The organism is Agromyces agglutinans (genome assembly GCF_009647605.1).
GTDB lineage: Bacteria > Actinomycetota > Actinomycetes > Actinomycetales > Microbacteriaceae > Agromyces > Agromyces agglutinans.
Window position 1 is genome coordinate 24,440 of sequence record NZ_WJIF01000010.1, and the last position, 14,032, is coordinate 38,471.

The window sequence follows — 14,032 nt, forward strand, 5'->3', positions numbered from 1 at the left end:
CTTCGAGTCTCACCGGCCGGGATCGACCGTGCTTCGACGGTACGTAGGCGGTTCCGACGATGCATCACCCCGGTGAGCCATCTGCACCCCGTACCCCGGTAGGGGGCGCTCGCGCTACCCGACCGCCGCGAGCGCCTGCCGCGCGATCTCGAGTTCCTCGTTCGTCGGGACGACGAGCACGTCGACGCGCGAGGCATCCGTCGAGATGCGGCGCGCACCCCGCGCGCGCTCGTGGTTGCGCTCCCGATCGACCTCGACGCCGAAGCCCTCGAGGCCCGCGAGCGACCACTCGCGCACCATCGGCGAGTTCTCGCCGACACCCGCGGTGAACACGATCGCATCGACGCGGCCGAGCTGCGCGGCGTACGCGCCGACGTACGAACGCACCCGGTGCGTGTACACCTCGAGCGCGAGCATCGCGGCAGCGTCGCCCGAATCGGCCGCGGCCTGCAGGTCGCGCATGTCGGCGTGCCCGCCGAGGCCGAGGATGCCGCTGCGCGAGTTCAGCAGCCGGTCGACCTCATCGGCCGAGAGGCCGGCACGCCGCTGGAGGTGCAGCAGCACGGCCGGGTCGACGTCGCCCGACCTCGTGCCCATGACGAGGCCCTCGAGCGGCGTCATGCCCATGCTCGTCTCGACGGAGCGTCCGCCCGAGATCGCGCACGCGGATGCCCCGTTGCCGAGGTGCAGCACGATCAGGCGAAGCTCCTCGACCGGGCGGCCGAGGAACTCGGCGGCGGCGCGCGACACGAACCGGTGCGACGTGCCGTGGAACCCGTAGCGGCGCACGCGGTGCTTCGCGGCGACCTCGCGGTCGATCGCGTACGTGTAGGCCGCCGGGGGCATGGTCTGATGGAACGCCGTGTCGAACACCGCCACGTGCGGGACGCCGGGGAACGCGCGCTGCGCGGCCTCGATGCCCGCGAGGTTCGCCGGGTTGTGCAGTGGTGCGAGGGCCGAGAGCTCGTCGATGTTGATCTTCACGAGGTCGGTGATGATCGTCGGCTCGAAGAACCGCGCGCCGCCCTGCACGACCCGGTGGCCGACCGCGATCGGCGCGTGCTCCTCGAGCGAGGGGCCGTGCTCCGCGAACGCGTCGAGCATCACCTGGAACGCCGCGAAGTGGTCGGGCACGTCGACCGTCGAATCCCAGGCGGATGCCTCCGCGCCGCCGGCGCGCGCGGCGGACTCGTTGCGGTGCCGCGCCTGCCCGGCGTCGGCGCCGATGCGCTCGACGAGCCCGCTCGCGAGCGTCTCGGCGCGTTCGACCTCGATCAGCTGGTACTTGAACGAGGACGACCCCGAGTTGACGACGAGGACGACGCTCATGCGTCGGATCCCTCGGCGGCCTGGATCGCGGTGATCGCGACGGTGTTCACGATGTCCTGCACGAGGGCGCCGCGCGAGAGGTCGTTCACAGGCTTGCGCAGCCCCTGCAGCACCGGTCCGATCGCCACCGCGCCGGCCGAGCGCTGCACCGCCTTGTAGGTGTTGTTGCCCGTGTTGAGGTCGGGGAAGATGAAGACCGTCGCCCGGCCCGCGACATCCGAATCGGGCAGTTTCGTACGCGCGACGGCGGCGTCGGCCGCCGCATCGTACTGGATCGGGCCCTCGACCGCGAGCTCGGGCGCGCGCTCGCGCGCGAGCGCGGTGGCCCGGCGCACCTTGTCGACGTCGGCGCCCGAGCCCGACTCCCCCGTCGAGTACGACAGCATCGCCACGCGCGGCTCGATGCCGAACTGCGCGGCCGTGCGCGCCGACGAGATCGCGATGTCGGCGAGCTGCTCGGCCGTCGGGTCTGGCACGATCGCGCAGTCGCCGTAGACGAGCACGCGGTCGGCGAGCGCCATCAGGAACACGCTCGAGACGACCTCGACGCCCGGCTGCGTCTTCACGATCTCGAACGACGGGCGGATCGTGTGCGCCGTGGTGTGCGCCGCGCCCGAGACCATGCCGTCGGCGAGGCCCAGCTCGACCATCATCGTGCCGAAGTACGAGACGTCCTGAACCGTGTCGCGCGCCTGCTCGAGCGTGACGCCCTTATGGGCGCGGCGACGCCGGTACTCGTCGGCGAATCGGTACACGAGCACCGAGTCGTGGTTCGAGACGACCTGCGCCCGCGAGATGTCGAGGCCCAGCCCGATCGCACGGGCGCGGATCTCGATCTCCTCGCCGAGGATGGTGAGCTCGGCGACGTCGCGGGCGAGCAGCGTCGCGGCGGCCCGCAGGATGCGGTCATCGTAGCCCTCCGGCAGCACGATGTGCTTGCGCGCGCGCCGCGCGCGTTCGAGCAGGCCGTACTCGAACATGAGCGGAGTCACGACGTCGGTGCGGGCGAGGTCGAGCCGGTCGAGCAGCGCCTGGCCGTCGACGTGCGTCTCGAACAGGGCGAGCGCGGTGTCGCGCTTGCGCTGCGACTCGGCGGCGAGGCGTCCGCGCGTCTGCGTGACGGCGACCGCGGTGTCGTAGCTCGAGAGCTCGGTGCGCAGGATCGGCAGGCCGGCCTTCAACCCCTCGATGAGGCGTTCGACGGCCTCGGGCGTCGGGAACCCACCGTTCAGGATGATGCCCGAGATCGACGGGAACGTCGCCGACGCGTGCGCGGTGAGCACGCCCAGCAGCACCTCGCTGCGATCGCCCGGCACGATGACGACCGCGCCCTCGATGAGGCGGGTCAGCACGTGCTCCATCGACATCGCCGCGATCACGACGCCGAGCGCCTCGCGGTCGAGCAGGTCGGGATCGCCCGCGTACAGCTCGCCGTCGACGGCGTGCATGATCGCTCGCATCGAGGGCGCCACGAGGAACGGGTCCTCGGGGATCGCCGAGATGAGCAGGCCTCCCGTCGTCGAGGCATCCGTCGCCCGCGCCTCGTCGGACGCCGCGCGCTCGACGGCGGCCGCGATCTCGACGAGCCGGCCGGGGTCGGCGCGGTTCGCGACGATGCCGAGCAGGGTCGCGTGCTCGCGCGCGAGTTCGTCGATCGCGAGCTCGGCGAGCTGCGCGAGGTCTTCGGGCGTGCGGGCGTCGCTCTCGCCGAGGCGCTCGGAGCGCACGCGCCCCTGGCCGACGCGGCCGCCGAGCACGAGCAGCACCGGGGCGCCGAGGTTCGCCGCGATGCGCGCGTTGAACGCGAGCTCGGTCGGGCTGCCGACGTCGGTGTAGTCGGATCCGAGCACCACCACCGCATCGCACTGCGCCTCGACCGCCTTGAACCGCCGGACGATCGTCGCCAGCGCCCCCTCGGGGTCGGCGTGCACGGCCTCGTACCCGACGCCGATCGCGTCGTCGTACGACAGGTCGACGACGCCCTCGTGCGCGAGCAACAACTCCAGCACGTAGTCGCGTTCGTCGGTCGATCGCGCCACGGGCCGGAACACGCCAACGCGCGTCGCCCGGCGGGTGAGGGTGTCGAGCGCGCCCAACGCGACGGTGGACTTGCCGGTGTTGCCCTCGGCGGAACAGATGTAGATGCTGTGCGCCACGGGTTCCACCCTAGGCGGATGCCTCGCCCCGCGTCTCGCGACGGGCTGGGAGTTCACCGCACGGCGTTCGGTCTATGCTGTCCGGGCACCGCGCACCCCTCGCGGTCGCCCAACCCACCCCCTTCCAGACACTGGAGTCTGCGCATGAACCCCATCGCCGTGATCGGCGCGGGCCCCTCGGGCCTCGCCGGCGCACGGGCACTCGACCGGGCCGGCCTGCCCTTCGAGGTCTACGAGGCGGCCGACGACGTCGGCGGCCTCTGGAACATCGACAATCCCCGGTCGACCGTCTACGAGTCCGCCCACCTCATCTCGTCGCGCACCACGACCGAGTTCGCCGAGTTCCCGATGGACTCGGCGACCGACTACCCCGGGCATCGCGAGCTGCTGGCCTACTTCCGCGCCTACGCCGCGCACTTCGGGCTCACCGACCGCATCCGGTTCGGCACCCGCGTCACCGCCGTCGAACCGGTCGGCGACGACGCGAGCGGGCGCAGCGGATGGCTCGTCACCAGCGAGCCCGCGGGCGGCGGGGCATCCGTCACGCGCGCGCACTCGGCCGTCGTCCTCGCGAACGGCACGCTCGCCGAGCCCAACGTGCCGGCCTTCGCCGGCTCGTTCGCCGGTGAGGTCCTGCACACGAGCGCCTACAAGCGCGCCTCCGTCTTCGACGGCAAGCGCGTGCTCATCATCGGCGCGGGCAACTCCGGGTGCGACATCGCGGTCGACGCGGTGCACCACGCGGCATCCGTGGACCTCTCGGTGCGCCGCGGGTACTACTTCGTGCCGCGCTACCTGTTCGGCCGCCCCTCCGACACGCTCAACCAGGGCCGCCCGCTGCCGGCGCGCCTCAAGCAGGCGATCGACACGCGCGTGCTGCGGGCCTTCACGGGCGATCCGACGGCGTTCGGGTTCCCGAAGCCCGACTACCGCATCTACGAGTCGCATCCCATCGTCAACACGCTCGTGCTGCACCACCTCGGCCAGGGCGACCTGCGGGTCATGCCCGACGTCGAGCGCTTCGACGGGCACACCGTGCACTTCAGGGGCGAGCACGACGGCGACGGCCCCAGCGCCGACTACGACCTCGTCGTGCTCGCCACCGGGTACCGGCTCGACTACCCGTTCGTCGACCGCGCGCACCTGAACTGGACGCAGGCCTCGCCGAGCCTCTACCTCAACATCTTCCCGCCGTCGTTCAACGGGCTCTTCGTGCTCGGTATGATCGAGGCCTCGGGCATCGGCTGGCAGGGTCGCGCCGAGCAGGCCGACCTCGTCGCGGCCTACCTCGCCGCTGAGCAGGACGCGCCCGAGGCATCCGCCGCGTTCCGCCGCACCGCCGCCGGACCGTGGCCAGACCTCACGGGCGGGTACGACTACCTCGGACTCGACCGCATGTCGTACTACGTGAACAAGGACGCGTACCGCAGGCAACTGCGCCGGCGCATCCGTTCGCTGCCCCGCCCCGCCGGCGCCGCAGCGGGCGGCGGCGCTGCCGTCGGCGGCGCGGCCGACGCGGCCGAGGCGGCCGACGCGGCCGACGCGACCGTCGCCGGCGAAGGGGCGCGCGCATGAACCCCGACGACCTCGTCGTGAGCTTCGCTCCCGGTTCGATGATGATCCTCAACGTCGTGCTCGGCCTCATCATGTTCGGCATCGCGCTCGACACGTCGGTCGACGACTTCAAGGCCGTCGCGAAGGCGCCCCGCGCGATGGCGATCGCGCTCATCGCGCAGATCGTGCTGCTGCCCGCCGTGACGTTCGGGCTGACGCTCGTGCTCCAGGTGCAGGGGTCGATCGCGCTCGGCATGATCCTCGTGGCCTGCTGTCCGCCCGGCAACATCTCGCAGGTGCTCACCTACCGCGCACGCGGCAACGTCGCGCTCTCGGTGTCGATGACCGCCGTCGCGAACGTGCTGTACATCTTCGTGCTGCCCCTGAGCCTCGCCTTCTGGGGCGGCCTGCACCCGACCGGACGCGAGTTCCTCGAGGAGGTCAGCCTCAACGGGTGGCAGATGATGGCCGAGATCCTGCTGATCATCGGCCTGCCGTTCGCCCTCGGATTCCTGCTGCGGGCGCGGTTCCCACGGTTCGCGGCGAGGGTGCAGCCCTTCGCGCGCTGGATCAGCCTCATCGCGCTCGTCGGCTTCATCGTCGCCGCGCTCGTCGGCAACTGGGCGGTGTTCGTCGCCGTGCTCGGCATCGTGCTGTCGGTCGTCTTCCTCCACGACGCGATCGCCCTCGGCCTCGGCTACGCGAGCGCCCGGCTCGGCGGCCTCGCCCCGCGCGACCGCAAGGCCATCACGTTCGAGGTCGGCATCCGCAACGCGGGCCTCGGGCTCGGCCTCGTGTTCACCTTCTTCGGCGGGCTCGGCGGCATGGCCGTCGTCGCCGGCTGGTGGGGCGTCTGGGACATCATCGCCGGCCTCATCGTCGCGTCGCTCTGGGCGTGGCGCACGAAGCGGGCGGAGGGCGCCGGTGCGAGCGCGGGCGGCGGCGGCCCGGCGGGCGCGGGCGCGTCCGGCCCCGCCGCGGCCTCCGACGGGGCCGGAGCCGGAGCCCCCGGGGCGGCGTCGTGAGGCGGGTGCTCGTCACCGGCGGCTCGGGATTCCTCGGCTCGTCCGCCGTGCGCGCGCTCGCGGGGCATCCGTCGATCGAAGCGGTCGTCTCGGGCGACGTGCGCGAACCGGCCGCGCCGCTGCCCGACGGCGCGACGCACGAATCGCTCGACGTGACGGATGCCACCGGCATCGCCGACGTGCTCGCCCGCCACCGCATCGACACGATCGTGCACCTCGCGGCCATCGTGAACCCGGGCACCGTCGGCGAGGAGGTCGAACGCCGCGTCGACGTCGACGGCACGAGGAACGTGCTCGAGGCCGCGGTCGCCGCCGGCGTGACGCGCCTCGTCGTCTCCTCATCGGGTGCCGCGTACGGGTACCACGCCGACAACCCGGTGTGGCTGACCGAGGACGACGCCATCCGCGGCAACGAGGAGTTCAGCTACTCGCGCCACAAGCGGCTCGTCGAGGAACTCCTCGCGTCGTACCGGCAGTCGCACCCCGCGCTCGAGCAGGTCGTGCTGCGGATCGGCACGATCCTCGGGCCGTCGGTGCGCAACCAGATCACCGCGCTCTGGGATGCCCCGCGGCTGCTGCTCGTGCGCGGCAGCGAGAGCCCCTTCGTATTCGTGTGGGTCGACGACGTCGTCGGCGCGATCGTCGCCGGCGCGACCGGCACCGCGACCGGGGCGTTCAACGTCGCGGGTGACGGGCGGGTCACGGTGCCCGAGATCGCCGAGCGGCTCGGCAAGCGCACGGTGGCGGTGCCGGCGGGAGTGCTTGCCGCGGCGCTGCGCGTCGGGCGGGCGCTGCGGCTGACCGTGCACGGGCCGGAGCGGGTCGGGTTCCTGCGGTACCGCCCGGTGCTCGACAACACCCGGCTCAAGCGCGACCTCGGCTACACGCCGGCCAAGACGAGCCGTGAGGCGTTCGAGGCGTTCGTCGCGGCGCGGTACCCGGGCGTCTGAGCGTCGGGCCTGCCTCCCGCGGTTCGTCCGGGGCATTCGGCTCGGGTAGACTGTGCGAGGCTCCTCACGTGGCGCCATCCAGGCCAACTCCCCCAGGGCGGAAACGCAGCAAGGGTAACCGGGCTCTGGCGGGTGCGTGAGGGGTCCCCGGGAGGATTCGCCTAGTGGCCTATGGCGCACGCTTGGAAAGCGTGTTGGGTGCAAGCCCTCGGGGGTTCGAATCCCCCATCCTCCGCTGATGACGAAAGCGCTCGCCCGAAGGGTGGGCGCTTTCGTCATCAATGGGCGCTGTGGATTCGGGAGGAGGGGACGCGAAGCGGACCCGACGGTTCCCCCATCCTCCGCCATGTGGAAGAGCGCCGCGCCCGAAGGGTGTGGCGCTCTTTCACATCATGTGGGGCCGTGCGCACGGCGATGGATGCCTCGCCCAGCGGCAGAGCGTAGCGCACGCGCGCCGGAATCCCATGTCCTCATTAATGCCGAATGGCGCCGTTCCGCGGAGTTCCGCATGATGTGAGAGATGTCAGCGATGCCGGCGAAAATCAGGAGTGGGGACGCAGGGGGCTCCTTCGCAGCATCGACGGCAGAAGGGGGCGACGGCCTCAGGGTGCTTTCCCTGAGGCCTCGTCGCTCGCTGGCCATCGGCATCGGCCTCCAGATCGCGATCGTCGCATTGCCGCTGATCGGCATCGTCGCGTGGACGGAGCAGCAGTCGCATCCGGGCGTCCGCTCGGCGCTCGTGTGGGCGGTGCTCATCATCGCCGCGTCCGCGCTGTACGCGGTCTTCCGCTACCGCCGCACGGGCATCACCGTGAGCCGGTACGGCGTCGTGGAGCGCGGGTTCTTCGGCCGCACGGCCAGCGTCTCGGTGCGCGACATCGCCGCGGTCGTCCGGCTCGATCTCTACCGGGGGGCGAGCGACGAGACGACGCCGCAGCTGTTCATCGTGGACCGCGACGGCCGCTGCCTCGTGCGCATGCGCGGTGCCTTCTGGGATGAGGCGGCCATGGACGCCGTGGCCGATTTCCTCGACATGGAGCAGACCGTGCGCCGCGATCCGGTGTCGGCGGCCGAGCTCCACGCGAGCGATCCGAAGCTCCTGTACTGGTGGGAGCGTCCGTTCGTCGGCTGACGGGGCACGCCGAACCTCGCCCGTGACCGCGCGCGGCTCAGTCCGTCGTCCCGATGCCGAGCAGCGGGGCATCCGGCCGGCTCGACGGCAGTTCGTGGAAGCCGAGCCGATCGTAGAACGCGCGCGCAGCGGTGTTCGCCGGGTCCATGCCGAGGTGCACGGCGGGCACGCCGCGTTCGGCGAGTGCCGCGCGCAGCGTGTCGATGAGCCGGCGCCCGAACCCCTGCCCCTGCAGCTCGGGCAGCAGGTCGATGTGCAGGTGCGCGGGGTACGCCGCAAGTTCGGCGATGCGCATGCGCGCGGGATCGCGTCCGGCGCGCAGCAGGTCGGCCTCGGTGAACCTCGGCTTCGCCGCGGTCGGTGGGCCGGCGACCGGATGCCTCGCCGCGAAGCCGGGGCCCCACTCGCGCTTCCACCAGTCGATGAAGTCGGCGGTGTCGGCCACGCCGATCACGTAGCCGGCCGCTCGCCCGGTGCCGTCGTCGACGATGAACGCGAGGTCGGGCGCGTAGTCGACGTACGGCAGGGCGAAGACCTCGGGCATGAGCGAGTCGTCGGAGTAGACGCCCGTCGCGTCGCCGCCGCCCGCGGCCGTGAGCAGGCAGATGTGCGCGATCCGGTCGCGGTCGGCGGGGCGGTACGGCCGGATGAACGCCGCGCTCATCGGCGGCGCCTCGTGCCGAAGATGCCCTCGACGACGCTCGTGAGCACGTCGCGGGTCGCCTTCGATCCGAGCACCTGGTCGAGCACCGAGCCTCCGCCCGACGACCGCGACGTCGAGGGCGCCCGAGAACGCGACGAGCCCGACGAGCCCGACGCCCCGGTGCGTTTCATGAGCCGGTCGTACTCGGCCTGCGCGGCCTTCGCCTCCTTCTCGCGCTGCTTCTCGATCGCCGCCTGCTGCTTGGCGTACTCGGCGTCGGCCGCAGCCTTCGCTTCGGCGGCCTCGGCCGCGCGCGCGGCCTCGGCGGCGGCGTTCATCTTCGCGGTCAGCCGTTCGTGCGCGGACTCGCGGTCGACGGGCGTGCCGTACCTCGCCTGCAACGGCGAAGACGCGACGGCCTGGTCGATCGCGGCATCCGGTGTCGGCGACATGAGCGCCTGCGGCGCGCGCAGTCGCGTCCACGCGACCGGGCTGGGCGCGCCCTTCTCGTTCATGACGGTGACGATCGCCTCGCCGGTGCCGAGGGTGGTCAGCACCTCCTCGAGGTCGTAGGCGGACTTCGGGTACGTCGAGACCGTCGCGCGCAGCGCCTTCGCGTCGTCGGGCGTGAACGCGCGCAGTTGGTGCTGCACGCGCGATCCGAGTTGGGCGAGCACGTCGGCGGGCACGTCCTTCGGGGTCTGCGTGACGAAGAACACGCCGACCCCCTTCGAGCGGATGAGCCGCACGGTCTGCACGACCTGCGCGAGGAAGTCCTTGGACGCGTCGGCGAACAGCAGGTGCGCCTCGTCGAAGAAGAACACGAGCTTCGGCTGGTCGAGGTCGCCGACCTCGGGCAGGTCGTTGAACAGGTCGGCGAGCAGCCACATCAGGAAGGTCGAGTACAGCGCCGGCTTGTCGGCGACGCCCGGCACCTCGAGCAGGCTCACGATGCCGCGACCATCGGATGCCACGCGCAGGAACTCGGCCGTGTCGATCTCGGGCTCGCCGAAGAAGGCGTCGGCGCCGGCCTCCGCGAACGCCACCAGCTCGCGCAGGATGACCCCGACCGTCGCCTTGCTCAGGCCGCCGAGGCCCTCGAGCTCGGCCTTGCCCTCGTCGCTCGTGAGGTACTGCAGCACCGCGCGCAGGTCTTCGAGGTCGAGCAGGGCGAGCCCCTGGTTCTCGGCGTAGTGGAAGACGAGGCCGAGGCTCGACTCCTGCGTGTCGTTGAGTCCGAGCACCTTGCTGAGCAGGAGCGGCCCGAAGCCGGCGACGGTGGCACGGATGGGCACGCCCTTTCCGATGCCGCCCAGCGAGAAGAACTCGACGGGGAACGATGCGGCGCTCCACACCTGACCGATGCCCTCGGTGCGCTTCAGCAGCTTCTCGTTGCCCTCGCCCGGCGTGGCGAGGCCCGAGAGGTCGCCCTTGATGTCGGCGGCGAACACCGCGACGCCCGCGGCCGAGAGCTGCTCGGCGAGCACCTGGAGCGTGCGGGTCTTGCCGGTGCCGGTCGCGCCGGCGACGAGTCCGTGGCGGTTCGTCATCGCGATCGGGATGCGCACGGGCACACCGGGCAGCGCCTCGCCGTTGACGAGGGCGCCCATCTCGAGGGCCTTGCCCTCGAACGCGTAGCCGAGGCGCACGGCGTCGACGTCGGTCTGCGAGAGCGGGCCGGATGCCTCGGCGGCCGCGGTCTCGGCCGGGGCGGTCTCGGCGGGAGGGCCGGATGCCGCGTCGGCCGCCGCCTGCACGTCGGCTGCGGCCTGCGCATCGGCCGCCTGCGCGGCTGTTGCCGCCTGCTCGGCCGCCGCGGCCTGTGCGTCAGCCGCCGCCTGCGCGGCCGCCGCAGCCTCCTCGGGCTTGCGGATCGCCTCCTGCGCCTGCGCCTGGAGCGCCTCCGCCGCCGCAGCGGCCCGCTCGGCCGCCTCCCTCGCCTGCTGCACCGCATCGTCGGACATGGGCCGATCCTATCGACGCGGCCCGACCACCTCGCGGTCCGGCCTCGCGGTCGGCACGGTCAGTCGATGGCGTGCACGCGCACCTCGGCGGCCTTGACCGCGAGCCACGCGTCGTCGCCCGGCGCGAGTCCGAGCTCGGCGAGCGCCGCGGCGGTGACATCGGCCTGCAGCGCCGGCGCCTCGAACCGCAGGCGTGCACCGCCGGGCGCCGGATCGATCGCCGTGATCCGGTCGCTCCAGATGTTGCGCAGGCTCGTGCCCTCGGGCCGTCGCGAAGCCACGATCACCGAGGCGGGACGGAACACGGCGGCGGCCGGCTCACCGTCGTGCAGCTCGTCGACGGCGACGCCCTGGAACCGGTGGCCGGCCGCCAGCACCGCGTCGCCCGCCGCAGCCCCGAGCACGAGGTTCACGCCCGCGATGGCCGCCGTGAACGGACTGCGCGGCGCCGCGAGCACCGCCGCGGTGACGCCCTCGTCGACGATCCGCCCGCGCTCGAGCACCGCGGTGCGGTCGGCGAGCACGACGGCGTCGAGCACGTCGTGGCTCACCACGATCGCCGACGTGCCGGTCGCCGCGAGCTGTTCGCGGAGCATCCGCCGCACATCGATCACGATCTCGGCGTCGAGCGAGGCGAAGGGCTCATCGAGCAGCAGCACCGCTGGTGCCGCGGCGAGCGCGCGGGCGATCGCCGCGCGCTGGCGCTGCCCGCCCGACAGCTCGGCCGGCCGCCGGTCGGCGAAGCCGCCGAGCCCGACCCGGTCGAGCCACTCGCCGGCCAGTTCGGATGCCTCGCACCGCGGCCGGCCCGCGGCGCGGGGTCCGAACGCGACGTTCTGCGCCGCCGTGAGGTGCGGGAAGAGGCAGGGGTCCTGGCCGAGCAGGCCGATGCGCCGGTGTTCGGGGCGAACGTGGGTCGTGGCCGCGACCTCGTCGAGCACCCGGCCGTCGAGCACGACCCTGCCCGTGTCGGGGCGGAGGAGCCCGGCGAGGAGGCCCAGCAGCGTCGACTTGCCCGCGCCGTTCGGGCCGAGGAGCGCCAGCACCTCGCCGGGTCCGAGCGCCACGGAGACGTCGAGCTCGAAGCCGTCACGCGCGAGCGCCAGGTCGGCCGTGAGGGCGCCGCGCGAGGCATCCGTGACCGTGCGATGCGGCGACGCGGTCCCACGCGTGCCCGCGCCCTGCCCCGCGCTCGCGTTCACGCCGCGCTCCCCGGGCGCCATCCGCGCACGAGCACGAGGATGACCACCGCGACGACGAGCAGCACGAGCGACAGCGCGACCGCCGCCCCCTGGCTCACGCCCGCGCCGTTGAACGCCGTGTAGATGGCGAGCGGCATGGTGCGCGTGGTGCCGGCGGCGTTGCCCGCGAAGAGCGCGGTCGCGCCGAACTCGCCGAGCGCGCGGGCGAAGCAGAGCACGGTCCCGGCGACGAGCCCGGGCGCCGCGAGCGGCAGGGTGACTCGCCGGAAGGCGTGCCAGCGACTCGCACCGAGCGTCGCCGCGACGCGCTCGTACCCGGTTCCGGCCGCGCGCACCGTGCCCTCGACCGAGAGCACGAGGAACGGCAGTGCGACGAAGACCTGCGCGATCACGACGGCGGCGGTCGTGAACGGCAGCCGGAGGCCCAGTCCGAGCTCGAGCGCCTGGCCGACGAGGCTCGTGCGTCCGAGCAGGAACAGCAGCGCGATGCCGCCGACCATGGGCGGCAGCACGAGCGGGATGGTCACGAGCGCGCGCAGCCAGCCGGCGACGCCGGGCGACGCCCGCGCGATCACCAGCGCCAGCGGCACGCCGAGCAGCAGGCAGCAGGCCGTCGCGGCGGTCGCGGTCGCCAGCGAGAGGCCGAGGGCGCTCATCGCCTCGGGCGAGGTCGCGTCGGCGACGAAGGTCGACCACTCGACGCGGGCGACCAACGCGACGAGCGGAAGCACCAGCACGGCGACCGCGAGTGCCGCGGGCACCACGACGATCGGCGGGATGTCGCGCAGCGCGCCGCGGCCGCTCATGGTGCCCCGAACCCTCGCGCCTCGAGCACCGCACGGCCCCGTTCGCCGCGCACGAAGTCGACGAACGCGGCCGCGGCGGCCGGATTCCCGGCATCGGCGAGCGCCGCGATCGGGTACCGGTTGACGACCTCGTCGGCACGAGCCGGCATGACGGACTCGACGTCGGCGGCGCCGATGGTGCCCGCGCCCTCGACGTCGGTCGCGTAGACGAGACCGGCGTCGGCCTCGCCCGAGCGCACCTTCGTGAGCACTGCGGTGACGTTCTGCTCCTCGCTGACGGGCGTCACCTCGACGCCGTCAAGGGCGAGCAATTGCTCGGATGCCGCGCCGCACGGCACTTCGGGTGCGCAGAGCACCACCGCGAGGCCCGGGTCCGCGAGGTCCTCGATCGCGTCGAGCTCGCCCGGGTTGCCCGCGGGCACGACGATGCGCAGCGTGTTCGTGGCGAAGGGGTGGGGGTCGCCCGTGATCAGGCCGGCATCGTCGACCGTCGTCATGGTGCGCTCGTCGGCCGAAGCGAAGACGTCGGCAGGTGCGCCCTCGACGAGCTGGGCCGCGAGCGTCGACGACCCGTCGGCCACGATCGGGCGAATATCGACGCCCGGATGCTCCGCCTCGAAGTCCGCCCCCAGTTCTTCGAACGCGCCCGCGAGCGAGGCGGCGGCGTACACCGTCACCTCGCCGGTGAGCGCGGCACGGTCACGATCGGCGGATGCCGCGGGCGAGACATCCGACCCACCCGGCGCGCACCCGGCGAGGGCGACGACGCACGCGAACCCGGCGAGCGCGGCAGCGACCCTCGCGGTGCCGACCCCCGCGCGGTGCGGGCGGACGCGCGAGCCGGCCTCCGGCCCGCTACCGGTCACCGCGCCCCCTGCGGGGTCTCGACGATGACCGAGGTCGCCTTGACGACCGCGACGGCGAGCGATCCGGGCTCGAGGCCGAGCTCGTCGACCGCCTCGGCTGACACCAGCGAGACCACCCGGTGCGGGCCCGCCTGGATGTCGACCTGCGCCATCACGCCGTCGCGCTGCACGCGCGTGACGAGGCCCACGAACCGGTTGCGGGCGCTGCGGGCGACGCTCGAGGGATCACCCGCGGCGTCGGCGAGCTCGACCGCGCGTCGTGCGGCCTCGGCGCCGTCGACGACGAGCCGGCCCGACCCGTCGGTGGAGGCCGCGAGTGCACCCGCGTCGATCCACCGCCGGACGGTGTCGTCGCTGACGGCGAGCAGGTCGGCGACCTCGGATATCCGATACTGCGGCATACCT

12 protein-coding genes, 1 tRNA gene and 1 other RNA gene are annotated in these 14,032 nt (G+C 72.9%); 6 read left to right on the forward strand and 8 right to left on the reverse strand.

From position 1 onward, the window contains the following. Positions 1–114: 114 nt before the first annotated feature. Both GE115_RS14855 and pta read right to left on the reverse strand, forming a co-directional pair. On the reverse strand, positions 115–1,329 hold the full coding sequence (locus GE115_RS14855; protein WP_153685567.1) for an acetate/propionate family kinase: 1,215 nt from the start codon (positions 1,327–1,329) through the stop codon (positions 115–117). Continuing rightward, positions 1,326–3,485, reverse strand: a complete 2,160-nt coding sequence (pta, locus tag GE115_RS14860; RefSeq protein WP_312855219.1) for a phosphate acetyltransferase — start codon at positions 3,483–3,485, stop codon at positions 1,326–1,328. The genes GE115_RS14855 and pta overlap by 4 nt, the downstream gene beginning before the upstream one ends. 144 nt (positions 3,486–3,629) lie before the next feature. Between pta and GE115_RS14865 the strand changes: the two genes are divergently transcribed. From GE115_RS14865 to GE115_RS14890, 6 genes are all read left to right on the forward strand, one after another. Continuing rightward, on the forward strand, positions 3,630–5,060 hold the full coding sequence (locus GE115_RS14865) for a flavin-containing monooxygenase (RefSeq protein WP_153685568.1): 1,431 nt from the start codon (positions 3,630–3,632) through the stop codon (positions 5,058–5,060). Continuing rightward, entirely contained in the window at positions 5,057–6,064 is a 1,008-nt protein-coding gene (locus tag GE115_RS14870) for a bile acid:sodium symporter family protein (protein WP_246190824.1), read from the forward strand. The genes GE115_RS14865 and GE115_RS14870 overlap by 4 nt, the downstream gene beginning before the upstream one ends. Continuing rightward, a complete protein-coding gene (locus GE115_RS14875; RefSeq protein ID WP_312855220.1) occupies positions 6,061–7,014 on the forward strand; it encodes an NAD-dependent epimerase/dehydratase family protein in 954 nt (317 codons plus the stop codon). The genes GE115_RS14870 and GE115_RS14875 overlap by 4 nt, the downstream gene beginning before the upstream one ends. Before the next feature lie 55 nt (positions 7,015–7,069). Continuing rightward, an RNA gene (gene ffs / locus GE115_RS14880) (signal recognition particle sRNA small type) lies at positions 7,070–7,166 on the forward strand. Continuing rightward, a tRNA-Ser gene (locus GE115_RS14885) sits at positions 7,165–7,249 on the forward strand. The genes ffs and GE115_RS14885 overlap by 2 nt, the downstream gene beginning before the upstream one ends. 372 nt (positions 7,250–7,621) lie before the next feature. Continuing rightward, positions 7,622–8,146 carry a hypothetical protein gene (locus GE115_RS14890; protein WP_153685569.1) on the forward strand — a complete coding sequence of 175 codons (525 nt, stop codon included), beginning with the start codon at positions 7,622–7,624 and terminating at the stop codon, positions 8,144–8,146. Between the two features lie 37 nt (positions 8,147–8,183). On the opposite strand, the gene GE115_RS14895 is transcribed toward GE115_RS14890, so the two are convergent. From GE115_RS14895 to GE115_RS14920, 6 genes are read right to left on the reverse strand one after another with little or no spacing between them, the layout of a single operon-like run. Continuing rightward, positions 8,184–8,810 (reverse strand): GNAT family N-acetyltransferase, encoded by a 627-nt coding sequence (locus tag GE115_RS14895; protein WP_153685570.1) that lies wholly within the window; start codon positions 8,808–8,810, stop codon positions 8,184–8,186. Next, entirely contained in the window at positions 8,807–10,753 is a 1,947-nt protein-coding gene (locus tag GE115_RS14900; protein WP_153685571.1) for a helicase HerA-like domain-containing protein, read from the reverse strand. Before GE115_RS14900 ends, GE115_RS14895 begins: the two co-directional genes overlap by 4 nt. 59 nt (positions 10,754–10,812) lie before the next feature. Continuing rightward, positions 10,813–11,955 (reverse strand): sulfate/molybdate ABC transporter ATP-binding protein, encoded by a 1,143-nt coding sequence (locus GE115_RS14905; protein WP_312855221.1) that lies wholly within the window; start codon positions 11,953–11,955, stop codon positions 10,813–10,815. Beyond that, on the reverse strand, positions 11,952–12,761 hold the full coding sequence (locus GE115_RS14910; protein ID WP_153685573.1) for an ABC transporter permease: 810 nt from the start codon (positions 12,759–12,761) through the stop codon (positions 11,952–11,954). Before GE115_RS14910 ends, GE115_RS14905 begins: the two co-directional genes overlap by 4 nt. Continuing rightward, a complete protein-coding gene (gene modA, locus GE115_RS14915; RefSeq protein ID WP_312855222.1) occupies positions 12,758–13,627 on the reverse strand; it encodes a molybdate ABC transporter substrate-binding protein in 870 nt (289 codons plus the stop codon). Before modA ends, GE115_RS14910 begins: the two co-directional genes overlap by 4 nt. Then, positions 13,624–14,028, reverse strand: a complete 405-nt coding sequence (locus GE115_RS14920; protein ID WP_153685574.1) for a TOBE domain-containing protein — start codon at positions 14,026–14,028, stop codon at positions 13,624–13,626. Before GE115_RS14920 ends, modA begins: the two co-directional genes overlap by 4 nt. Between the last annotated feature and the right edge of the window lie 4 nt (positions 14,029–14,032).